The organism is Cupriavidus sp. YR651 (assembly GCF_900101625.1).
Classification (GTDB): Bacteria; Pseudomonadota; Gammaproteobacteria; order Burkholderiales; family Burkholderiaceae; genus Cupriavidus.
In genome coordinates this window covers 337,579-357,958 of sequence record NZ_FMYZ01000006.1, presented here as the reverse complement: position 1 = coordinate 357,958, position 20,380 = coordinate 337,579, and the positions used below count along the sequence as shown (strand labels likewise).

At 64.4% G+C, this 20,380-nt stretch carries 24 protein-coding genes, 1 tRNA gene and 1 pseudogene; 4 read left to right on the top strand and 22 right to left on the bottom strand.

What is annotated here, in order from left to right; genetic code table 11:
* Positions 1-51: 51 nt before the first annotated feature.
* The 20 genes from BLR29_RS18905 to BLR29_RS18810 all read right to left on the bottom strand — a co-directional run bounded on the left by BLR29_RS18905 (position 52) and on the right by BLR29_RS18810 (position 15,903).
* Positions 52-744 (bottom strand): hypothetical protein, encoded by a 693-nt coding sequence (locus tag BLR29_RS18905; RefSeq protein WP_092138556.1) that lies wholly within the window; start codon positions 742-744, stop codon positions 52-54.
* A gap of 5 nt (positions 745-749) precedes the next feature.
* Entirely contained in the window at positions 750-1,667 is a 918-nt protein-coding gene (locus BLR29_RS18900; protein ID WP_092138555.1) for a XamI family restriction endonuclease, read from the bottom strand.
* Positions 1,664-3,247 carry an Eco57I restriction-modification methylase domain-containing protein gene (locus tag BLR29_RS18895; protein WP_255371311.1) on the bottom strand — a complete coding sequence of 528 codons (1,584 nt, stop codon included), beginning with the start codon at positions 3,245-3,247 and terminating at the stop codon, positions 1,664-1,666. The genes BLR29_RS18900 and BLR29_RS18895 overlap by 4 nt, the downstream gene beginning before the upstream one ends.
* 2 nt (positions 3,248-3,249) lie before the next feature.
* A complete protein-coding gene (locus BLR29_RS18890; protein WP_092138553.1) occupies positions 3,250-3,438 on the bottom strand; it encodes a plasmid-related protein in 189 nt (62 codons plus the stop codon).
* A 50-nt stretch (positions 3,439-3,488) separates the two neighbouring features.
* The gene (locus BLR29_RS18885) at positions 3,489-4,622 is read right to left on the bottom strand and encodes a site-specific integrase (RefSeq protein WP_092138552.1); all 1,134 of its coding nucleotides are present in this window, start codon (positions 4,620-4,622) and stop codon (positions 3,489-3,491) included.
* A 114-nt stretch (positions 4,623-4,736) separates the two neighbouring features.
* Positions 4,737-4,812: transfer RNA gene (locus BLR29_RS18880), tRNA-Ala, on the bottom strand.
* Between the two features lie 106 nt (positions 4,813-4,918).
* Positions 4,919-6,643 (bottom strand): thiosulfohydrolase SoxB, encoded by a 1,725-nt coding sequence (gene soxB / locus BLR29_RS18875; RefSeq protein ID WP_092138551.1) that lies wholly within the window; start codon positions 6,641-6,643, stop codon positions 4,919-4,921.
* A gap of 40 nt (positions 6,644-6,683) precedes the next feature.
* The gene (locus tag BLR29_RS18870; protein WP_092138550.1) at positions 6,684-7,169 is read right to left on the bottom strand and encodes a TlpA family protein disulfide reductase; all 486 of its coding nucleotides are present in this window, start codon (positions 7,167-7,169) and stop codon (positions 6,684-6,686) included.
* A gap of 10 nt (positions 7,170-7,179) precedes the next feature.
* Positions 7,180-7,857, bottom strand: a complete 678-nt coding sequence (gene soxX, locus BLR29_RS18865) for a sulfur oxidation c-type cytochrome SoxX (RefSeq protein WP_092138549.1) — start codon at positions 7,855-7,857, stop codon at positions 7,180-7,182.
* 18 nt (positions 7,858-7,875) lie between these two features.
* Positions 7,876-8,727: a sulfur oxidation c-type cytochrome SoxA gene (soxA, locus tag BLR29_RS18860; RefSeq protein ID WP_092138548.1), complete on the bottom strand. Its 852-nt coding sequence runs from the start codon at positions 8,725-8,727 to the stop codon at positions 7,876-7,878.
* A gap of 134 nt (positions 8,728-8,861) precedes the next feature.
* Positions 8,862-9,317, bottom strand: a complete 456-nt coding sequence (locus BLR29_RS18855; RefSeq protein WP_092138547.1) for a DsrE family protein — start codon at positions 9,315-9,317, stop codon at positions 8,862-8,864.
* Positions 9,318-9,339: 22 nt separating this feature from the next.
* On the bottom strand, positions 9,340-9,651 hold the full coding sequence (soxZ, locus tag BLR29_RS18850) for a thiosulfate oxidation carrier complex protein SoxZ (RefSeq protein ID WP_092138546.1): 312 nt from the start codon (positions 9,649-9,651) through the stop codon (positions 9,340-9,342).
* Positions 9,652-9,709: 58 nt separating this feature from the next.
* Positions 9,710-10,165, bottom strand: coding sequence for a thiosulfate oxidation carrier protein SoxY (gene soxY / locus BLR29_RS18845; RefSeq protein ID WP_092138545.1), 456 nt, complete (start codon positions 10,163-10,165; stop codon positions 9,710-9,712).
* 230 nt (positions 10,166-10,395) lie between these two features.
* Positions 10,396-10,722: a c-type cytochrome gene (locus BLR29_RS18840; RefSeq protein WP_092138544.1), complete on the bottom strand. Its 327-nt coding sequence runs from the start codon at positions 10,720-10,722 to the stop codon at positions 10,396-10,398.
* Between the two features lie 256 nt (positions 10,723-10,978).
* Positions 10,979-11,872: an EamA family transporter gene (locus BLR29_RS18835; protein ID WP_092138634.1), complete on the bottom strand. Its 894-nt coding sequence runs from the start codon at positions 11,870-11,872 to the stop codon at positions 10,979-10,981.
* 141 nt (positions 11,873-12,013) lie between these two features.
* Positions 12,014-13,291 carry an NAD(P)/FAD-dependent oxidoreductase gene (locus BLR29_RS18830; protein ID WP_092138543.1) on the bottom strand — a complete coding sequence of 426 codons (1,278 nt, stop codon included), beginning with the start codon at positions 13,289-13,291 and terminating at the stop codon, positions 12,014-12,016.
* 45 nt (positions 13,292-13,336) lie between these two features.
* Complete coding sequence (locus tag BLR29_RS18825; protein WP_092138542.1) at positions 13,337-13,723, bottom strand: c-type cytochrome; 387 nt, start codon at positions 13,721-13,723, stop codon at positions 13,337-13,339.
* Between the two features lie 14 nt (positions 13,724-13,737).
* Complete coding sequence (locus tag BLR29_RS18820; protein WP_092138541.1) at positions 13,738-14,577, bottom strand: BON domain-containing protein; 840 nt, start codon at positions 14,575-14,577, stop codon at positions 13,738-13,740.
* A gap of 283 nt (positions 14,578-14,860) precedes the next feature.
* Positions 14,861-15,448 (bottom strand): phosphoheptose isomerase, encoded by a 588-nt coding sequence (locus BLR29_RS18815; protein ID WP_092138540.1) that lies wholly within the window; start codon positions 15,446-15,448, stop codon positions 14,861-14,863.
* Between the two features lie 62 nt (positions 15,449-15,510).
* Positions 15,511-15,903, bottom strand: a complete 393-nt coding sequence (locus BLR29_RS18810; protein WP_092138539.1) for a YraN family protein — start codon at positions 15,901-15,903, stop codon at positions 15,511-15,513.
* Between the two features lie 15 nt (positions 15,904-15,918).
* Here BLR29_RS18810 and rsmI point away from each other — a divergent pair, with 15 nt between their 5' ends.
* A complete protein-coding gene (gene rsmI / locus BLR29_RS18805) occupies positions 15,919-16,833 on the top strand; it encodes a 16S rRNA (cytidine(1402)-2'-O)-methyltransferase (RefSeq protein ID WP_092138538.1) in 915 nt (304 codons plus the stop codon).
* Between the two features lie 95 nt (positions 16,834-16,928).
* On the opposite strand, the gene BLR29_RS18800 is transcribed toward rsmI, so the two are convergent.
* Positions 16,929-17,693: a septal ring lytic transglycosylase RlpA family protein gene (locus BLR29_RS18800; RefSeq protein ID WP_218132706.1), complete on the bottom strand. Its 765-nt coding sequence runs from the start codon at positions 17,691-17,693 to the stop codon at positions 16,929-16,931.
* Positions 17,694-18,097: 404 nt separating this feature from the next.
* On the opposite strand from BLR29_RS18800, the gene BLR29_RS18795 reads away from it, so the two are divergent.
* From BLR29_RS18795 to BLR29_RS18785, 3 genes and pseudogenes are all read left to right on the top strand, one after another.
* Positions 18,098-18,748 (top strand): MBL fold metallo-hydrolase, encoded by a 651-nt coding sequence (locus tag BLR29_RS18795; RefSeq protein WP_092138537.1) that lies wholly within the window; start codon positions 18,098-18,100, stop codon positions 18,746-18,748.
* Between the two features lie 3 nt (positions 18,749-18,751).
* A pseudogene (locus BLR29_RS18790) lies at positions 18,752-19,438 on the top strand (exonuclease).
* A gap of 213 nt (positions 19,439-19,651) precedes the next feature.
* Positions 19,652-19,882: a hypothetical protein gene (locus tag BLR29_RS18785; protein WP_092138536.1), complete on the top strand. Its 231-nt coding sequence runs from the start codon at positions 19,652-19,654 to the stop codon at positions 19,880-19,882.
* Between the two features lie 118 nt (positions 19,883-20,000).
* On the opposite strand, the gene arsC is transcribed toward BLR29_RS18785, so the two are convergent.
* Positions 20,001-20,360, bottom strand: a complete 360-nt coding sequence (arsC, locus tag BLR29_RS18780; RefSeq protein WP_092138535.1) for an arsenate reductase (glutaredoxin) — start codon at positions 20,358-20,360, stop codon at positions 20,001-20,003.
* Positions 20,361-20,380: the final 20 nt, after the last annotated feature.

Below are 20,380 nucleotides of genomic sequence, written 5' to 3'. Positions count from 1 at the left end.
TTGTGTGTTTTTCTTTGGCATGCCGGATCGGGATGTCGCTCCCGAGTTGCCCTAGCCGGGCTGCTGAACTGGATCGACCGGTGGCTGTGCTGCACGCCTAAGAATCTCGGTTACGAGCTCGGGCTCAGCATCTTCCAGGATCAATCTGCGGTGAGGCGCGATATGTGTAAACGCATCAGACAGAACCCTCATGTCATGTCCCAAGGCGTTCGACAATGATGTTGCTTTCAGTAGGCCGAAGTTGGCATCGGCGGCGATCTCTTCCATGCTTTGTCGAGTCAGCGCTAAGTTGGAGCGGAGAATCGCAAGCGCATCGATGGTGGCCTCGTCCAGAGAAAGAAGCTCCACCCCCATTGTGTCGGTGAAGAGCATCTGGCGCGGTCTGTATGGGCTTATATCCAGCGTCTGAGTCACCGGCCCACCGGCTTGAAGGCTGACGATAGCCGCATCCACTAGTTGCTTAGCGCTCATCAGGCCGATGGCCACATCGACCAGCTCGGAGGCAATCAGGGTCTTTAGTTTGTCAATTTGATCTGCAAGCTTCTTTTCGGCCTTGAACTTCTCGTTGACTCTATTGATCCAGTTGCCGAGCAGGAGCGCGGCAGCTCCGAACAATGCGCCGGCCAAGCTTGCCGCCGCAGCTGGATCGATCCCCCAAGGTCTGCAAACTACGACGGCCAACCCGGACATGATCAGCGCACCGAAAAGCACTAGATCGATGCAGGCCAATGTCGCGCGGAGCATCGCGATTACCGGGTTGCTTCGATGAACGCACCGAGTTTGTCCAAGTCATGCGACCAGAACAGCGAAAGTCCCCGGTCCTGCGCTTGCTCTAGGTTCAGAACCTTGAAGACTCCTGCAACGACGGCGGCCGGCACGACCTGCGCCCTGCCAAACTGCGTGATCCAGTATTCCGCCTTCACGGCGGCATCGTTGTTCAACCGCTTCACACTGTTGGTGGAGCTATTTGACACCTTGCACTCAATCGCCATGAGGCGGGTGTCATGAAGTCTAACAACGACATCCGCTTTGCGCTCGCCGAGTTGACATTCGGCGCAAAACTGCATGGCCTGAGGTCCCTTGACGATCGTGTTGATCATCATGGTCGGGACCTCAGTAAAGCCCAAGCCGCGAAGGTAGTTTTTTACCTTGGTTTCCTGATTTTGCTTGCCTTCGTTGCGGCGCTCAGTTGCTATGCGCTGCGCAGCTAGGAGTACCGATGAGGCGAGCAATGCAGCCTCACGCTGTTGGGCGGAAGGAGCCGTACCGGCTTCTATCCACGGGAAGCGGTGGGGGTCAATCACGCGCTCGATGACTTGGAAGACCTTGCGGAGGGCCTCGGGATCTTTCTTCAAAACGCCAGGAGCAATCGAGTCGACATCAGCGATTACTTGTAAGTCGTCATCAGAAATCGGTGGGCCAGCCAAATAGCGCAATGCCTCGCCCAGACCCAAGCCATATGCTTCGGCGAGCTTGTTGTCTGTAATCGATCTTGGGTTGAGATTGCTCAGCTTCTTGAAGAGAAGTTCGAACTTGCCTCGTGCCTGTTTGTAGTGCGTTTCCCAGGAGTCAGAGACGGACAAGCGCTCCGCTCGAAATAGCGACGCGGAGGTTGCGGCATCTTCGGTGAGTTCGTCGGTTGTCCATTGTGCGGGCGAGCTAATCATGCAGTAAGAGCTTCTAAGCTTGGGATGCGCAGGCGTTCGATTTCCTTTGGCTCGAACTTGGTCAAGCCGCCGGCGTAGGTTCTACCGTCACCCCTGTTTATGTTCTTGTTGAGCCAAGTTACCAGCGAGGCCAGCGCATTTTCAGCGAGTGGCTCGCGCGGATATAGGCCGTGCGCGATATTAATATGTCGCGCATCACAGGCGTTAAGTGTGAATTGAGGTGGCCTGCGTGCCATGTACGTGCACAGGATGGGTGCGGGTGCCTTGAGGCCCACCGACCACCAAGCCTTGCGATGCTGCGCGATATAGCTCTGATCGGCCCCTTGAGTCTTAGCCCAAGAAAGGAAGGCGCTAATGCGCTGCCGCTCAGCCTTAGTGAAGGCGTCCAGTTCGGCCGGCAAGTCGATCACGCGACGCAGAACCTCGGCAGAGTGCAGATGTGCGCCGGCCTGAATCAAATCCTTGGCCTTGGTGACAGCGGGCAGTTTGACGCGATCGGGTAGACCCTTCGCGTGCTCTCCAGCGATCCAGATTCCATTTGCCCCTGTGACCTGTCCACGATGTACGCGAAACAGCTCACCGAGTTCGATTTCCCCGGCAATGGCCGGCTGTTCGGATGGTCGGACGATGATCGACCAGCGCGGCGCAGCCTGGAGCCGCTCGCGCGGTATGTCGATGCCTTTAGTCAAACCGTTGAGTTCCGCGAGTTCATCGACGGAGCGAACGCGCACCGGCTCGACGCTTTCACCAACCCGGAAGCACGTGATTGCTGCTGTCGTCGCTGTGCCGGGGAAGACCTCGACGGTCGGCTCCAGGACGTGCAAGGCGACTCCGCCCATCTCTTCGAGCAGCAGCCGGCGCAGCGCCGAACCGTAGTTCACATCCATCCATTCGGCCGAGGTGACGAATGCTCCCACGTCGCCCTGCTTCGCCAGCAGTCGCGTTTGCAGGAAGAAGTGCAAATGCAGGCCGGCCAAGGCGCTTGCTTTGATACCGAACTGGCTAAACCGCGAGGCGTACCAAGCTTTCCAGTCCTCGGTAATGTCGTGATGTCGCACGTACGGCGGATTGCCGATGAAGGCTGTCACGCCCGCACAGCGGGGCAATTTAACTTGCCGATAGTCTTTCACCAGTACCGTGGCGCGATCTGTCCAGCCGCGTGCGCTCAGGTTGGCACGCAGCATCAGCGCGGCAAGCGGGTCCATCTCGACGGCTACCAGTTGCGCTTCCGGGAAGGCCTCGCCTGCTGCCAAGATGAAACGACCAGAGCCCGCTCCCGGATCAACGATGCGGGCCGGCGCACCTTGCGTGCCAAGCCACTTCATCATCGAACGGACAATTGGAGGCGGCGTATAGACGGCCCCTGCCGCGCGGCGCTCGGACGCTGATCGAATCGACGAGAAAGCTTCACCGAGAGGATCGGCGCCACGTGAGATATCTCTGCGGATCGCCTCAAGCTCACGAGCCTTTAATGTCGAAGCTGGAGCCGACTTCGCGAGCTTTCGTTCGGCCGCAGACAGGCCGCCTTGTCCCTCGATAAGGGAAAGGCAAAGGGCAACTAGCTCTTGTTCTGTCTGCATATTCAGGTGCTTCTTCGTTTGGCGCCAGCGAACAGATCTGCCTGGCCTTGTTGCTGCTTCTCCGTGAATGTGCGCATGAAATCTCGCAGTACATCAGCGGCGACTCGGTTTTGGGCACGGCAAGCCTGCACGAATGCTTCGCGCAGCTCTTTCTCCACCCTGATGCGCATTCCAGAATCTTTGAGTGACATCCAGGCACGATAGCATATGGATACACATCTGTGTATCCATTTCACCACTTCTACGCCAACCGCTTTGCCAACTCTTCGGCTCGCGGGTGGTAGTACCGCATCAGCATGCGTGGGTCCTTGTGACCCGTGATCTTCGTCAGCTCATGCATCGGAAAGATCGTGGCAAGTCGGGATGTAGCCTCGTGCCGCAAGTCATGGAATCGTAAGTTGGTCAGAAACCTGATGTCGGGCTGCTGCTTGGCCGCCTTGCATTGCTCAACGTATTGCTTGCGGGCTCGTGACACGGCCCGTTCAAAGGCCCTGGTAACGGCATCGCTGCGAATCGCAAATACCTTGCCCACATAGATCTGTTCTGCATCTTCGGATTCCTCTTGGCCTGCATCAAGGGCATCCTTCAGGGCTTGAAGTACTGCAACAGCTTGCGAGGACAAGGGTACGTCGCGTGTGCTGCCGTTCTTGGTTGCCGGTAGGTGTGCAACGCGGCGTTTAAGGTCGACATGCTCCCAGCGCAGGGCAACAATTTCGCCCCGACGCATTGCTGTTTCGACTGCCAGCCGAATGATGGGTGGCAGTAGTGTTGAACCGCTGGCCGCTAAAACTCGCTCAAGTTCGCCATCCTGTGCGCCACGATCGGTCCCTGCATCATCCTCACAGGTCACATCAACGACAGAATCACTGGATGAAATAATGCGCCGCGTCCTCGCGTTGTTGGGTTGTGGCTTTCGTACCAACTCGACCGGGTTCGACAGGCTCTCCATGCCCCATTCCTTGCGGGCGATGTTGAACACATGTGACAGCACGGCTAGGCGGCGCAGTACGGTTGCTGGCTTCCGGTTCTTCAGCCATTCGTCACGGAGCTTCGCCACGTCGGCACTACGCACTCCCGCCATAGAGCGACTAGAAAGGTCAGTTGCCTGCCATACGCGCAGCACTGACGACTCTGGCGAAGCGCCCTTCTTTCCCGGAAGTATTTCACGCGCGTACCGGCTCAAGGCCTCGAACAGCGAAGTGGTCTCTGCCTCTGTCCGGCTAACAAACACACCCCGGTCCATCTCTGACTCGATCAGTCGCGCCCAGGTCTCCGCGTCAGCTCTGGTATTGAAGGTCTTGACCTGCGGTGGATACCCCTTGCGAGAGATTCGAGCCTGCCACTGGAGCTCCCCACGCTTGCGGAACGATGCCATTTATTGCCTCTTGTTAGTCCCCCTCCCGTGGAGGCGGGTTGGACAGATTTTGGACAATAAATCGACTTCCGAAAAGACGAAGGGCCTAGCGTGACGCTAAGCCCTTGATTTGATTGGTGGACCGAAGGAGGATCGAACTCCCGACCTCTGCATTGCGAACGCAGCGCTCTCCCAGCTGAGCTATCGGCCCGTAGCGGAGGATTGTAGCCGAAGATTTTGCCCGCTTTCAATCCGGCCGGGTGCGATGGCGTCCACCCGACACCACACTGCGCCCCCGGACCGCCCTCATGTCGCCATCAACCCGCCGTCATGCCGGGATTGCCGTCCATGCCGCGCACGGTCGGCAGGTTGAGTGGGCGGGCGCTGACCTCCTTGCTCTGGCGCAGCCACTGCGCCATCACGTCCCAGATCGGCGGGCCGCCAATCTTGCTGGCCTCCTCCGATACCGGCGCCCAGCCGGCCACCTTGTAGGTCTTGCCGGCATCGAGAAGCTTGCCGCGCAGGCGCATGTCGGTGATGCGCTGGCCAATGGCCTTGTTGGGGTCGATCGTGTACTGCAAACCGCCCACGCGCACCATGTCCCCGCCCTGCTGGTAGTACGGGTCGGGGTTGAACAGGTTGTCCGCCACGTCCTCCAGGATCGTCTTGATGGTGTCGCCGGTCATCGCCGTCACCGTGGTGTACGGGTACGTGATGGCGGTCTGGTCCATCAGCGCCTCCATCGTGATGTTCTCGCCCGGCATCAGTGTGGTGCCCCAGCGGAAACCCGGCGAGAACGCGATCTCGGCGTCCTGCACCGCCATCAGCCCGTCGAGGATCAACTGGTCGAACGTGCCGTTGAAGTTGCCGCGCCGATACAGCAGGCCGCGGTTGACGGCCAGCACCTCGCCCAGCCTGGCTTCATAGGGCGCGCGCACCTTGGCGATCAGCGCGTTCATGGCCGGATCGGCCGGCAGGTAGTCGGCAAAGACCGGCAGCAGCTTGTAGCGGAAGTCGCTCACCTTGCCGTTGCGGACGTCGAAGTCCAGCACGCCCAGGAACTTGCCGTTCGATCCCGCATTGGTGACCAGCGTGGTGCCTCCGGCGTTCTTCACCGGCACCGGCGCCGGCATGCCGTCGTGGGTGTGGCCACCCAGGATGGCATCCAGTCCGCGCACGCGCGACGCGAGCTTGAGGTCCACGTCCATGCCGTTGTGCGACAGCAGCACCACTACCTGCGCGCCCTTGCCGCGCGCATCGTCGATCACCTGCTGGAGGTTCTCCTCCTGGATGCCGAACGTCCAGTCGGGCACCAGGTAGCGCGGGTTGGCGATCGGCGTGTAGGGAAACGCCTGCCCGATGATGGCCACGGCAATGCCGTTGATGTCCCGGATCACGTACGGATCAAACACGGGGTCGCCAAAATCGTTGGTCTTGATGTTCTGGGCCAGGAAGGACACGCGGTCCTTGAAATCCTTGCTGACGATTTCCTTCACGCGATCCGCGCCGAGCGTCATTTCCCAGTGCGGCGTCATCACGTCCACGCCAAGTTGCAGCGCGGCGTCGACCATGTCCTGGCCCCTGGTCCACAGCGCCGTGGCCGAACCCTGCCAGGTGTCGCCACCGTCGAGCAGCAGCGCGCCCGGGCGACTGGCCTTCATGCGCTGGACCAGCGTCGACAGATGCGCAAACCCGCCGACCTTGCCATAGCGGCGTGCCGCCTCGGTGAAGTCAAGACAGCTAAAGGCGTGCGCGGCGGCGGTGCCGGGCTGGATGCCGTAGTGGCGTAGAAAGGCGTTGCCAACCAGATGTGGCGGCTTGCCGGCCCATTGCGCGACGCCAAGGTTGACGCTCGGTTCGCGGAAATGCACGGGCCGCAGCTGGGCGTGGCAGTCGGTGAAATGCAGCAGGTGGACGTTGCCGAAGCGCGGCACGTCATAGAGTTGCCGTGCGGCGCGCGCGGCCTGGGCCTCGCCGCCGGGGAAGGCCATGCCGCTTGCGCTGGCCACGGCCAGCACTTGCAGGAACTCGCGTCGATTCATGGTCGGGTATCCGTATCGGGTATCCGTTGCGGGCGACGGCTCAAGGCTGGCCGTATCGGGCCAGCGCGGCGACGTCGTCTTCCAGCATTTCGCCCACTTCCTTCTGCACCACGCGGCCGTTGCCGTCGAGCACATACAGTTCGGGCAGGCCCTTGCGCGCGCCCAGCGCATGGCGCAAGGCCGGGGTATCCATCGTCGCCGGGAAGGTGTAGCCGCGCTGTTTCAGGTACGCGGCGGCCACCTGCGGGTCCTTGTCGATGCTGATCGTGAGCACCTGCAGCGGCGTACCACGGGTTCGCTCGTAGAGCGATTGCAGGCGCGGGTTCTGCAACGCGCAGAACGGGCACCACGACGCCCACACCTCGATCACCAGCGGCTTGCCGGCCCATTGCGAGGCGGGCATCGTGCGGCCGTCGAGCAATTGCACCGCCGGCAGGCGGATTACCTCGCCCACCTCGGCGGCACCCACGGACGCCACCAGCCCGGCTGCCAGCGCCAGTGAGGCAACAATGCGCCGGGCCAGCATCGCCCTGCCCTTACTGGTTGACCGGCGATGCCGGATCGAGCAGCAGCGCCATCACGTCGCGGATCTGGGCCTCGGTCAGGATGCCCTTGTGGCCAAAGCGCGGCATGTTGGAACACGCGGCGTACGCGTTGGAGTCCCAGATCTTGCCCCACGTGTACTTGACCACCTGGTCCGAGTTGCCGCGCAGCTTGCCGTATTGATACAGCGAGGGGCCAATGTTCCCGAACGAGATCTCGGCCTTGGTCATCTGGTGGCAGGCGTAGCAGTTGCCGCCGTTGACGCCGCCCACCTGGTCGGTGAACTGCATGCCACGGCCGTTCTGCGCGATCTTCTCGCCTTCCTTCCAGTCGCCGATCCAGTTGTTGTCGGCCGGGTATTTCACCTGACGCAGTTCGGCGGCTTCCACCTTCTTCGCCACCGGCGCCGGCACGCGGGTACGGTCGGGGTACTGGCTGCAAGTCTTTTGCGTGGCGTCCTGGTTCACCACGCCGTCTACCGTCGCCGGCCCCTTGGACGTGAAGGAGCCTTCGATCATCTGGCGAACGTCGGCGTCACTGACCGCGGGCGTGGCAGCCTTGGCGGCCTTCGTTGCGCGTGCCGGCCTGGCGGCATCCTGCGCCAGGGCCTGCGTGCCGATGCCGGCGAGCGTCATGGCCGCGACCAGCGCCATCGTATGGAGTCGATTCATGTTGTGCTCTCCCGTGCCTCAGCGCTTCATGTTGGGGCCGTCGTACGTGCCGCCGTTCGCGTTCTTCGCCAGGAACATCGCCAGGGCGGTAATCACGTCGGAGCCATAGGCCGGTTCGGGAAAGCGCTGCTGGCGCAGGCAGTCATAGAGGCGGTGCTGCATCGAGCGAACCTCACCCTGCGACACGCGGTACGCGGGCCAGGTGGTGTAGGCCGCTTGCGCGCCCTTTTCGGTCAGCAGGTTCGGCAGGTCCTGCAGGCGGATGCGCTGGCCATCCACGGCATGGCAGGTCGCGCAGGCAAAGTCATACGCGCCGCCACGGTAGAAGAACATCTTCTGGCCCAGCGCGTAGACCCGCTTTTCCTCGGGATGCGTCAACTGGACGTTCATTTTCACGCCACGCGATTCGCCCGTCAGGTACGACACCAGGCGCTCGATGTCCGACGGCTTGCCGGAGGACGAAAACGGGTTCTTCGTCGCCTCTTCCTGCGTCAGCCCCTGCAGCGTCACCCGGCACCAGGCCAGCCGCTGCTCCAGGTCCATCACCTTGTTGGCGTCCTTGAAGTAGCGCGGCAGTTCCGCGTACGCGCCCTTGGTTACGCCCGGGCCCTTGCCCAGGTCGCACTGTTCGAGCGATACGTTCTTCGGGCCGGCCGGCTTCTTCCACAGTTCCTCGCCGGCGGCTTCCCACAGTTCGGCGGGATTGCCTTCGGCCAGCATCTGGCGGTACTTGGCGATTTCCTCGGCGGTGCTGCCTTGCGCCAATGCCGGCGCGGAGACCGAGACGCTGACTGCCGCGGCGGCGGCGACAGCCAGTGCCGTGATGGCGGGCACGGTGGCGCCGCGCAGGCGACGACGGGTGATGCGCATGGGGGCTTCTCCTCGCAATCTCGCCGCACAGGCGCGGCGGATCGCTTTGTACTCGAGACCGGCCAGGGGCTCGCGGCCGGACTTCGGGGGAACGACGATCAGATGAAGATCAGGCGATCAGGGCCTGACCCCGATCAGGGCTTGATATAGGCGTAGCCTTCGTCGAACTGCAGGCGGGCGATCTCGACCACACCGGCCGGCACCACCTTGGCGTCCATCAGCAGGCTCTGCTCGGAAATCTTGCGTGCGGTCAGCGTGTTGCGGCAGACGCGGAAGTCGACGCCGGCCGATGCCAGCGCTCCCACGGCCGCCTCGAACGCATTGCCGCGCGAATCCTTGGCACCTTCGACGAGGAAATCCACGCCGTAACCGAACGCCACCACCACGATCCTGGTGTCCGGCGCGCCGTTCAGGTGATTGCGCAGGTTGCCCATGGCGCGTACGGCCTGGTCGATCCCGTCGGACAACTGGTACACGACCTTGACGCGCCCGCCCTTGCCGGCCGATGCCGGCGCCTGTTGCGCTGCAGCCTTGGCCGACAGCCCGATGGCGGCCAGTGCCGCCGTGGCGCGAATGAATGCTCGCCGCATGATGCTTCCTCGCTTCGCCGTATCAGGCGATGGTGGCCTCGTCGGTACGCTTGTCGCCGCGGTTGTCGACCCAGGTCACGGTGACCTTGTCGCCCTTGGCGCCGCCCTTGAACTTGAAGTTGAGGAACGGGTCCTTGGACACGGCCGGGCCAAACTGGGCATGGAAGACTTCCTTGCCCTTGCACGTGGCAATCACGGTCTGGATATGCCAGGCCGGAATCGTCTTGCCGGCCGAATCCTTGCGCTGGCCGGTTTCCATGTCGTGCTTCATCAGAATCTTGACGTCGACAACGCCGCCGTTTTCGGTGGCGCGGACGCGCATCGGGTCTGCCATGTGCTTCTCCTGTCAGCAGGTTATCGGGAAATCCGTGAGTCGGGGTTCGGGGCGAGACTCAGCCGCCGCAGCCACCCAGCGTGACCTTGATTTCCTTCGATGCCACGTACCACTTGCCGCCGGCCTTGACCGCCGCGTACACGATCGACGTCTGGCCCATCTTCACGCGCGTGGAGACGAACGGTTCCGTGCCGGCCGGGATGGTGAAATCCGCCGCCAGCGTGTTGGGGTTCTTCTCCACGAGGATCGCGATCTGCTCGGTATCCGGGATGTTGCTCGTCACGGCCACCGGCACCACGGCGCCGTTTTCGGCGATGTCCGGCGCGGTGAAGGTGATCGCGCTGCTCTTCTCGGTGCCGCTGCCGCCGAGGGCCTTGATCACGTCGGTGACGCTCTTGCCGTCAAAGGCGGTCTTGTTCCATTCCGCGGCCTGGGCTTCGCTGATCAGGCCAGTGGCCGCCATCAGCGAGAGGACGGCGGTGACCCGCAATACTTCTCGTCGTTTTGTATTCATGTTGCTGTTTTCCCGTACTTGCGTACCCGGTTCCCTGTCGACCCCTTCTGCTCCGCCAGCCAGATTTTCGCGCCGGACCCGGCGCCTGGCCTGCGTGCGGCGGCCGGTGCGTCGCCGGCCGTTGCTTCTTTCATCTGTGCAGCCTGCCTGCCGCTTCCGGCGGCACCGGAAGCGGCACGGGCCGCCGGCAATGCCGGACGGCCCGTCTGGCCTGTCGATATCCGTGTGGCTTACTTGGCCGGCGCGCCGGCCAGAATCCATTCCACCACCGTCTTGATGTCAGCGTCGCTGACTGCGGCGTTGGCAGGCATCGGCACCGGACCCCACACGCCCGAACCACCGCTCTTGACCTTGGCGCTCAGCTTGGCCAGCGCGCCCTTGTCGCCCTTGTACTTGGCGGCGACGTCCTTGTAGGCGGGGCCGACCAGTTTCTTGTCGACCTGGTGGCAGCCCATGCAGGCGTTCTTGTTGGCGATGTCCTGCGCCTTGGCGGCGTCCACCGCGTGTGCGGATGCGGCGGCCGCCAGCAGGGCGGCGGCGATGACAAACTGCTTCATGTTGTTGTGCTCCAAACTGATTGAGCCGTGGGGACAGCAAAGGCCTCGCTCGGGGATCCCCCGCGGCGCGGCGCGCGCTGGCCGCCGTTGGGGCGGGCCTCTCGAGGGGCAAATGCGGCCAGTCCGTTATTTTGCCTCAAGAATGGGCAACGTTACGGATGCGCCTGTGATATCGATATTCACAAAAGCGAGGGAAATCGCGGTCAAACTCCGGGTTAACCCTCGTCGATTTGCTCGATTCGCTCGATTCGGCTGATCAGCGCCGGGCCAGCGCCCGGCTCGCCCACAGGCGGCCACCGAAGACATTGAGCAGAAGCCCCGCCATCACCACCGCGGCCCCGCCCCATTGCGCCAGCGCCAGGTCCTCGCCCAGGAGCATGTGGGACGACACAAGGCCCACCACCGGCACCAGCAGCGTCAGCGGCGCCACCTTGCTGGCCGCATAGCGGGTCAGCAGCCGGCCCCACATCGTGTAGCCGAACAGCGTGGCGGCGAAGGCCAGGTAGCACACCGCGAAGATGCCCGTCCCGGAGACGTGGGTCAGGGCCGTGCCGATGCGCGCGGGCCCCTCGAACCAGAGCGACAGCAGCGCAAACGGAATGATCGGGATCAGCGCGCCCCAGACCACCAGCCCCAGCAAGTCCACGGGGCCGATTTTCTTGCTGACGATATTGCCCGATGCCCAGCAGAGTGCCGCGCAGAGCGTCAGCGCGAAGCCGGCGGCGGTCATGCCACCGGGGCCGTGCGCGGCGCCCGTGCCGATCAGCGCCAGTCCGCCTGCCGCGATGGCCATGCCGGCGATGTTGTGCCAGCGAATCGGCTCGCCCAGCCACAACGCGGCGATGGCCAGGGTGAAGAACACCTGAGACTGGAGCACCAGTGACGCCAGCCCGGCCGGCATGCCAACGGCCATCGCATAGAACAGGAACACGAACTGGCCCAGGCTGATGGTCGCCCCGTAGGCCAGCAGCATCCGCCAGGGAATGCGCGGGCGCGGAATGAAGAAGATGGCCGGGAATGCCACGAGGCAAAAGCGCAGCGTGCCCAGCAGCATGGGCGGCATGCCGGCGAGGCCGACCTTGATGACGACGAAATTGACACCCCAGACCACGATGATGGCGAGGGCAAGAAGACGGTCTTTGGCTTGCATGATCGATGGAAGGCGCCGCATCCCATTGGGGGGCGGGATGACCAGCAGGCCAAGCGTAGCAGCGTGGCCCGCCCCGGCATTGCACGATCTTGCGGTTTTGTGGGGGCTCGTGGTCGCCCCGGGGAACCCCGGGCCGGGCGGTCAGCCGAGCATGTCGGCCCAGATGCTGCGGGCCCAGGCGATCCCATAGGTGCCCTCCAGCGCGCTCGGGCCTGTGGATAACCCGCCCGAACCCGGCACGGTGATCATGGTCTGCTGGGCAGCGTCGTAGCGGTGGACGCTGGCGATGTGGATCGCCTCGCTGGCCGACGTGAAGCTGTAGCAGGTGTTGGTGTAGAGCGGGGCGGGGTCCGGCGCCTGCCCGGCCAGCAATTGCAGGATGGCGGCGGCCGCCACCTTGCCGTGCTGGTTGGCCATGGTGCCGGACTTGGGCATCAGCGGCGCGATCTGGATGGCGTCGCCCAGCACGTGGATCTCCGGCGCCACGCGGGAGGCCATGGTCCGGAAATCCACCTCGCACCAGCGCCCGTTGGCCGTCGCCAGTCCGGCGGACACCGCGATGGCGCCGGCGCGCTGGGGCGGCAGCAGGTTTACGACGTCGGCGCGTTCATCGTCCTGGACGTCGAACTTGATCGTGCGCGTGGCCGGGTCCACGTCCACGGTCTCGTGCTGGGGCCGGTATTCGATCATCCCCTTGTAGCGGGTCTCCCAGACCTGCCGGAACAGGGCCCCCTTGGAGGTGATGTCCGGATTGGCGTCGAAGATCAGGACCTTGCTGCGAGGCTTGTGCTGCTTCAGGTAGTCCGCGACGAGGCAGGCGCGCTCGTAGGGGCCGGGCGGGCAACGGTACGGGGCCAGCGGGATGGTGATGGCGAAGGTGCCGCCATCGCGCATCGCCGCCAGTTGCCGGCGCAGGGCCTCGGTTTGCGGGCCCGCCTTCCACGCGTGGAGAATCTGGTCGCCGCCAGGTCGGGCGAGGCCCGGGATGGCGCTCGATTGCATCTCCACGCCGGGCGACAGCACCAGCCGGTCATAAGGCAGCGTACCGCCGCCAGCCAGCCGGACCGTGCGCGCGGCAAGGTCGATGGCGGTAGCCAGGTCACGCACATGGGTCACGCCATGGCGGCGGACCAGCGTGTCGTACGGCACCGTGATGTCGGCCATCTGCCGGTTGCCGGCGACGACGAGGTTGGACAGCGGGCAGGAAACCAACGCGGCGTCGGGTTCGACCAGCGTCACGTCCACCGCCCCGCGGCTCCAGGTGCGCAGATATCGCGCCGTTGTGGCGCCGCCGTAACCGCCACCGACCACGACCACCTTGGCCGGCGCCGCCGCGCGGGCCTGACGTGGGGTCAGCATTCCCAGGGTGGCGGCACCGGCCAGGCCGGTCAGCGCGCCGAGTACGGCTCGTCTGCGCATGGATTTTTGTCGTTATTGTTGTTCCGGGGAGGAAGACCCCGTCACTTACTTCTGATCGGCGAACCAGGACGCGATGGCAATGATTTCGGCGTCGCTGTATCCCTTTGCGATCTGAGGCATCACGGTGCCCGGCCGCTTGCCGGACTTGTAGTTCAGCATCGACTCGACCAGCTCCACCTGTGGTCGCCCGGCCAGCCCCGGCACGGCGCTATCGGCCGGCGCGCGCCCGTCGGGGCCGTGGCAGACCGCACACGCGGCCGCCTGGTTGCGCGCCTGCTGCATGCGCGCCGCCTGCGTTTCGACGGTCGTGCGCTGGTCGCTCACGGGCCCCGATGCGGCGGGCTGGGCCAGCGCCAGCATCGGCGCGGCGCCTGCCGCCGCCACAAGGCTCATCGGCAATCGTCGAATGGTGCGCCGCAACATGTCGGTCATGGCGATCTTGCCGGTCAGGGCAGGCTACGGCCCGGCGGCAGCGCCACCGGCGACGAGACGGGCGCGGCCACGGGGCTCGTCGTGGTGCCGTTGGTGGCGGTAGTGGCCGGCGCACCGGACGTCACCGGCGCGTTGGGCGCCGTACCCGGCACCGACTGCACCGGCGCCGGCGTGCCCACCGCTTCCGAACCCGTATTGCCGTTCGTCGAACTGGAGGCGGCATCCAGCCGTGCCCGCTCGGCGTCGCTCACGTAGTCGAAGACCTTGACCACCTTCTGCACGCCGCTGGCGTTGCGGGCCACTTCGGTCGCCTTGTCACCCTCGGCCGAGGTCACCACGCCCATCAGGTAGACCACGCTCTTGTCGGTCGTGACCTTGATCGAATTGGCTGGCACGCCGTCCGCGGTGACCAGCAGCGTCTTGACCTTGCTGGTCAGGTACGCGTCGTTGCTCTTGGTCATGAAGCCGGGGGAAGAGGTGATTTCCAGCTCGTTGACCACCTCGCGCGCATTCGACAGCCCGCGCACGTACTGGTCCACCTGCTGCTTGACGTTGGCATCCTTGGCCTCGCCGACCAGGAGAACCTTGCGGTTGAAGACCGCCGCATCCACGCGTGCCTGGCCGCTGTACCTGGCGTTCAGCGTGTTGTCGATCTCAAGTTGCAGGCCGCGGTCGATCGTCTGGGTGCCGGTTGGGCGGCGGTCGGTGGCCATCACCACACCGGTGCCCACGGCGCCGGCCAGCACCGGGAAGCAGCCGGCAAGTTGCGTGGCCGACACCACCAGCGCAGCCACGGTAATGGCCGTGCGCGCCATGCGGGCGGGGGAAGTCTTCTGGGTAATCACGGTCGTCATGCGATCCTTGGCTCGTAACGGAATGATGCGCGATAGGTTGCAAAAGGGTGCGGCGCTGTGGATAGAGCTGTGGATGACGCCGCAAAACCTGTGGATAGCTTGTGGGCAGGCCTGTGGATAACAGGGGATAAGAGGTTGTTTCAAAATAAAGCGAAGCGGTCCTGGCTAGGCGCGCGGCCGCAGACAGTACTAGTGGTACGGCAAGGCCGCGCAACAACGCCAGGATCTTTTTGAAACAACCTCCAAGTCGTGCTCCTGTTCTCCCCGGCCTATGCCGTCTGTCTTACGCTTCGCCCAGCAGAGCCTCGTCGATCCCGTCGCAGAGGCAATGCAGCGTCAGCAGGTGCACCTCCTGGATGCGCGCAGTACGGTCGCCCGGCGCGCACAGGTGGATATCGAATTCGTCCAGCAATGTGGCAATCCTGCCGCCGCCCTTGCCGGTCAGGGCGATGATGCTCATGTCGCGCTGGCGGGCAGCCTGGATCGCCGCCACCACGTTTGCGGAGTTCCCCGAGGTCGACAGCGCCAGCAGGATATCGCCCGGTTGGCCGAGCGCTTCCACCTGCTTGGCAAACACAACGGAAAAATCATAGTCATTGCCGATGGCCGTCAGGATCGAACTGTCCGTGGTCAGGGCGATGGCGGCCAGGCCGGGTCGTTCGCGCTCGAAGCGGCCGATCAGTTCGGCGGCAAAGCGCTGGGCGTCCGCAGCCGATCCACCGTTGCCGCAGGCCAGAATCTTGTTGCCACTGGTCAGCGCGGCAACCATCCGCTCCACGGCGGCGTCGATGTGCGGCGCCATCAGCGTGGCGGCCTGGCGCGTGTGGTCGGCGCTGTCCAGGAAATGCTGCTCGATACTTTCAATGCTCATGGATCACCGGGTCCCTTGGGCGGGCCCTCTACCTCTCATACTCTCTCTTGCTATCCCGCGCATTATGACGCAGCGGACCAGTCAGTTTCCATGGCGCCCAGATCAAAGGCATTCTTCAGCCAGTCGAGCCGGCCCGGCTCCAGTGCCACCACGTCGAAACGGCATGGCGGGGTGGGATCGAGCGTCGCCAGATACTGTCCCGCGGCCAGCAGCACGCGCCGCTGCTTGGCCGGCGTGACGCTGGCGGCCGCTCCGCCAAAACCCCGGCCGCTACGCTGGCGCACCTCGACGAAAACCAGCGTGCCGTCGGCCGCCCGCATCACCAGGTCGATCTCGCCGCCTTTGCAGCGATAATTGCGAACCACCGGCGCCAGCCCCTGCCTCAGCAGGTAGGCCAGCGCGCGGTCCTCTGCCAGCGCGCCCGACTGCGTGGTGGTTTTGAATGAGCGATTCAACGGAAGTTCTCAAGCATGAGTGACTGGACCTCGCTGGCGACAGGCCAGACCTACCCGCCCGGCACGCTGTACGTGGTGGCCACGCCGATCGGCAACGTCGCGGACCTGTCGCTGCGGGCGCTTCACGTATTGGGACTGGCGGACGCCATTGCCTGCGAAGACACCCGCAACACCGGCCAGCTGCTGTCCCGCGTCGGCCTGCAACGGCCGCTGCTGGCCGTCCACGAGCATAACGAGCGCGAGGCCGCCGGCCGCATCGTCGAACGCCTGACTGCAGGCGAACGCATTGCCTATGTCTCCGATGCCGGCACGCCCGGCATTTCCGATCCCGGCGCGCGCCTCGTGGAAGCCGTGCGTGCCGCCGGCCTGAAGGTCGTGCCGCTGCCGGGGCCAAGCGCAGCCGTGACCGCGCTGTCCGTGGCCGGCGACATGCTGGAAGCGGGCCAGGGCCACTTCACGTTCGTCGGATTCCTGCCCGGCAAATCCAAGGCCAGGGCCGATGCCATCGACAAGCTCGCCAGCCTGGACCACGCGTGGGTGTTGTATGAAGCCCCGCACCGGATCGCCGACACGCTCGCGGCGCTGGCGGCCGCCCTGCCCCCCGCGCGCCGGCTGCTGGTGGGCCGGGAGCTGACGAAGCTGTTCGAGGAGGCGCCGGTGCTGACCGTCGCCGAGGCGCCCGCATGGCTGGCGGCCGAGGCGTCGCGTGGCAAGGGGGAGTTCGTACTGGTAGTGGAAGGCGCGGGCAGCGCCGAGCGGGACGGGGCGGATGCGCCGGACGCCGAGGCCCAGCGCGTGCTGAAGTTGCTGCTGGCAGAGTTGCCAGCCAAGCGCGCGGCCAAGCTGACGGCGGCGATTACGGGTGCGAAGACGGATGCGCTCTATCAACTCGCCCTGGGCCAACGAGGCGATGGCGACAGCGATGACTGAGAGATGTACTGAGAAAAATCTGAAGAGGTAGTGCGGGGCACTGGCAGCAGGGAGGAAGTCCTTCGCGCCAGTCCACATCGTCTGGACCCGGCCGCTTACCGGGCCTTGCGCTTGACGGCTGGCTTGACCGTGCGTGCGCGAGCCTTGGACTTGACGGGGGCCAACGTGTTGGCGCTATCGGGTGGGCTCAGGTCATCCGCACCACTGCCGTCACCGGCTTCATTACCGCCGGCCTCGATCTGCGGCCCCAGCGCCGCCACCTCGGTGCGGGACAGGCGGCGAATCTCGACCTGGGTCGCGCCGTGATCGACGAAGCTCAGCCGCCTGGCTGCGGCATAGGACAGATCGAGGATTCGGTTGCCGTGATAGGGACCGCGGTCGTTAATGCGCACCACGGCCACCTTGTTATTGCGCAGGTTGCGCACCAGCACCCAGCTATCCAGCGGCAGCGACGGGTGGGCGGCCGTCATGGCGCGCATGTCGAAGCGCTCGCCGTTGGCGGTCTTGCGCCCGTGGAATGCCTTGCCGTACCACGACGCCATGCCACGCTGCTCGAAGGTGCCCAGGTCCGCCCTCAGGCCGTCGAGCGACGGCTGCGAGGCAGCGCCCTCGTCCTTGCCCCAGCTGAACAGGTCCCAGTTGCCACGGTCATCGGCCCGGGACTTGTCCGCCCTGGACTTCGCCGACTTCGTGGCGATGGCGCCGTTGGTATTGGACGCGTTCTGCGAATCGCTTTCCGGCGGCGTTGCGCACGCGGCCATCACCAGCGCCGATACGATGATCGCGCACTGACGAAGAAAACGATTGCCGGCGGGGAACACGGACGCGAACCCCGGACGGAGGATTGGCAGGCTAAGCATGGCGGCAGTCTAACACCGGCCTTTCGCTGCTATTACCTTGATTTTGTTACGAAATTTAATCAAACGGTGTCCAAGATGGTGCCTATTCCCCGGAATCCACCGCCAGACAAGGGATTGCGCCGATTGTTACCGGGCGTCGGTCACGTAATCGATACGTAACTTTCAGAGTTGTCTCATCCAGAAAGCCGGTCATGGAGCGTCGATGAACGGACTCGCCGGAGGCTACAATGGCCCACCCGCAGGGCCTCAATCTGACTCGTGTTCGAACCCGGTTTCCGACCCGGTTTTCAAGCCATTGTCAGCGCCCAATCGATCCCTTGCCTGGTCGGATAGCAGGTGGCCGGTCCCGCGCCGGTTGCCAATCCCGGCCGCCCAGACAGCACAAGCATTCAAGCATTCGCCCGATGAAAGTCCTCGTGATCCCCGTGACGCCCTTCCAGCAGAACTGTTCGCTGCTGATAGACGAAGCCACCAACCGCGCGGCGGTGTGCGACCCCGGCGGGGACCTGGACCGGATCCTGGCCGCGGTGAAAGAGCACGGCGTCACGCTGGAAAAGATCTTCCTGACGCACGGGCATGTCGATCACTGCGCGGGCGCGGCGGCACTCTCGCGCCAGCTTGGCATCCCCATCGAGGGCCCGCAGCAGGAGGAGCGCTTCTGGATCGACCAGCTCCCGGAGCAGACTCGCCGCTTCGGATTCGGGCAGGCGGAAGCCTTCGAACCCGATCGCTGGCTGGAAAACGGCGAGACGGTGACATTCGGCAACGAGACGCTGGAGGTCTACCACTGCCCCGGCCACACGCCCGGCCACGTGGTGTTTTTCTCGCGGGAGAACAAGCTCGCGATCGTCGGCGACGTGTTGTTTGCCGGCTCGATCGGCCGCACCGACTTCCCGCGCGGCAATCATGCCGACCTGATCCGGTCGATCCGGACGCGCCTGTGGCCGCTGGGGGAGGAAGTGACGTTCGTCCCCGGCCACGGCCCGGTGTCCACGTTCGGCGAGGAGCGCCGCAACAATCCTTTCGTGGCCGACCATCTGGTCGAGGTGGCCTGACGCATGGCGAAGAAGCAGGCCCCGGATTCCCGCCCCGAGATCTACGTCAGCACCGACGTCGAGGCTGATGGCCCGATCCCGGGGCCGCATTCGATGCTGTCGTTTGCTTCCGCGGCCATGCTCGCCGACAAGACCGTGGTCGGCACGTTCTCCGCAAACCTGGAAACGCTGCCCGGCGCCACCGGCCATCCGGTGCAAATGCAGTGGTGGAAAACCCAACCCGACGCCTGGGCCGCCTGCCGGCGCGACCTGGAGCGCCCGGAGGACGTCATGCCGCGCTATGTGGAGTAGGTGGAACGCCTGCCTGGCAAGCCGGTGTTCGTCGCGTTCCCGGCGGGTTTCGATTTCACGTGGGTGTTCTGGTACATGATGCGCTTTGCCGGCCGCTCGCCTTTCGGATGGGCCGCGCTGGACATCAAGACCATGGGTTTCGCGCTCACCGGCCGACCGTATCGCAAGTCGGTCAAGGCGGCGTTCCCGCCACACTGGCACGACCCGTTGCCACATACTCACGTGGCACTCGACGACGCGATGGAGCAAGGGGCGCTGTTTTGCAACATGCTCGCAGAACTGCGTACGCGAGAAAGCGCGCTGGCGGAGATCGAAGCCAAGGCTGCGGCCGACACCGAGGCAAGCAATCCCTCACTTTCTGCCGAGTCTTCCGCCGAAGCAGGGGCCAGGTCGACCTGACATTCTCGGGGTGCCTGCGGGGTGTCCGCGGGTGGGGAAGCCCACACACGACGCGACAGCAAGGCCACATTTCGCGCCGGTTGCCTATAGTAGAAGGGTGCTCATGGCGACCCGGGGCCGACCGCTCCGGGGCTGGTGCGGCCACGCCATGTGACGGTCGAAAACGGAGTTGCCCGGCCGCCCGCGCCGTCCCAGAGGCAAGGAGGTGTGACCATGCGATTCCATCCCGAAATCCACGTCAAGGATCTGGCCGGCAGGTTGCATTGGCCACACCGGACGCACGAGCGCACCACCGTCATCTCCCGGTCGCATTCCGCCTCGGAAGACGCGGAAGTCGCCAAAGCCACGCTCTACGTGAGCACGGTAACCCTCGTCGTTCTGCTGGTCGTGCTGGCTGGCATTTCTTTCGGTCAGGAGGCCATGCACTGGCTGGGTGTTCAATAACGACGACTCGCCTGAAGCGATTCGCCTGTCTGACCGGCCGGCCTCCACCTTGGTGGGGGCCGGTTTCAATTTGGGGCTCTCGAAACCATGGCTCCCCAAAACGGAGCTCTCCGCTTCCTCAGGCAAGCAGCGCCTGAACGTGCTCCGGTGGCCGGCCGATGGCGGCACGGCGATTGCGCACCACCACGGGGCGCTGCAGCAGGATCGGGTTGTCGGCCACGGCGGCAAGCAGTTCCGCATCGGTCAGGCCCGGGTCGGCCAGGTCCAGTTCCTTGTAGACGTCTTCGTTGTCCCGGATCATTTCGCGCACCGTCACGCCCAGCATCGTATGGAGCTGGCGCAGCGTGGCCAGTGACGGCGGATGCTTCAGGTATTCGACGATCTCCACCGGTTCGCCCAGACGCTGTGCCGCGGACTCGACCAGCGCGAGCGTTTCGCGAGACTTCGAGCAACGGGGGTTGTGGTAGATCGTGATCATGACGGCGTCCTCCAATTGAA

Excerpts from the sequence above, each read along its gene's own strand:
- BLR29_RS18905 (WP_092138556.1), bottom strand. The coding sequence starts at position 744 with ATGCTCCGCGCGACATTGGCCTGCATCGATCTAGTGCTTTTCGGTGCG.
- BLR29_RS18900 (WP_092138555.1), bottom strand. The coding sequence starts at position 1,667 with ATGATTAGCTCGCCCGCACAATGGACAACCGACGAACTCACCGAAGAT.
- BLR29_RS18895 (WP_255371311.1), bottom strand. The coding sequence starts at position 3,247 with ATGCAGACAGAACAAGAGCTAGTTGCCCTTTGCCTTTCCCTTATCGAG.
- BLR29_RS18890 (WP_092138553.1), bottom strand. The coding sequence starts at position 3,438 with ATGTCACTCAAAGATTCTGGAATGCGCATCAGGGTGGAGAAAGAGCTG.
- BLR29_RS18885 (WP_092138552.1), bottom strand. The coding sequence starts at position 4,622 with ATGGCATCGTTCCGCAAGCGTGGGGAGCTCCAGTGGCAGGCTCGAATC.
- soxB (WP_092138551.1), bottom strand. The coding sequence starts at position 6,643 with ATGAATCGACGCGAGTTCCTGCAAGTGCTGGCCGTGGCCAGCGCAAGC.
- BLR29_RS18870 (WP_092138550.1), bottom strand. The coding sequence starts at position 7,169 with ATGCTGGCCCGGCGCATTGTTGCCTCACTGGCGCTGGCAGCCGGGCTG.
- soxX (WP_092138549.1), bottom strand. The coding sequence starts at position 7,857 with ATGAATCGACTCCATACGATGGCGCTGGTCGCGGCCATGACGCTCGCC.
- soxA (WP_092138548.1), bottom strand. The coding sequence starts at position 8,727 with ATGCGCATCACCCGTCGTCGCCTGCGCGGCGCCACCGTGCCCGCCATC.
- BLR29_RS18855 (WP_092138547.1), bottom strand. The coding sequence starts at position 9,317 with ATGCGGCGAGCATTCATTCGCGCCACGGCGGCACTGGCCGCCATCGGG.
- soxZ (WP_092138546.1), bottom strand. The coding sequence starts at position 9,651 with ATGGCAGACCCGATGCGCGTCCGCGCCACCGAAAACGGCGGCGTTGTC.
- soxY (WP_092138545.1), bottom strand. The coding sequence starts at position 10,165 with ATGAATACAAAACGACGAGAAGTATTGCGGGTCACCGCCGTCCTCTCG.
- BLR29_RS18840 (WP_092138544.1), bottom strand. The coding sequence starts at position 10,722 with ATGAAGCAGTTTGTCATCGCCGCCGCCCTGCTGGCGGCCGCCGCATCC.
- BLR29_RS18835 (WP_092138634.1), bottom strand. The coding sequence starts at position 11,872 with ATGCAAGCCAAAGACCGTCTTCTTGCCCTCGCCATCATCGTGGTCTGG.
- BLR29_RS18830 (WP_092138543.1), bottom strand. The coding sequence starts at position 13,291 with ATGCGCAGACGAGCCGTACTCGGCGCGCTGACCGGCCTGGCCGGTGCC.
- BLR29_RS18825 (WP_092138542.1), bottom strand. The coding sequence starts at position 13,723 with ATGACCGACATGTTGCGGCGCACCATTCGACGATTGCCGATGAGCCTT.
- BLR29_RS18820 (WP_092138541.1), bottom strand. The coding sequence starts at position 14,577 with ATGACGACCGTGATTACCCAGAAGACTTCCCCCGCCCGCATGGCGCGC.
- BLR29_RS18815 (WP_092138540.1), bottom strand. The coding sequence starts at position 15,448 with ATGAGCATTGAAAGTATCGAGCAGCATTTCCTGGACAGCGCCGACCAC.
- rsmI (WP_092138538.1), top strand. The coding sequence starts at position 15,919 with ATGAGTGACTGGACCTCGCTGGCGACAGGCCAGACCTACCCGCCCGGC.
- BLR29_RS18800 (WP_218132706.1), bottom strand. The coding sequence starts at position 17,693 with ATGCTTAGCCTGCCAATCCTCCGTCCGGGGTTCGCGTCCGTGTTCCCC.
- BLR29_RS18795 (WP_092138537.1), top strand. The coding sequence starts at position 18,098 with ATGAAAGTCCTCGTGATCCCCGTGACGCCCTTCCAGCAGAACTGTTCG.
- BLR29_RS18785 (WP_092138536.1), top strand. The coding sequence starts at position 19,652 with ATGCGATTCCATCCCGAAATCCACGTCAAGGATCTGGCCGGCAGGTTG.
- arsC (WP_092138535.1), bottom strand. The coding sequence starts at position 20,360 with ATGATCACGATCTACCACAACCCCCGTTGCTCGAAGTCTCGCGAAACG.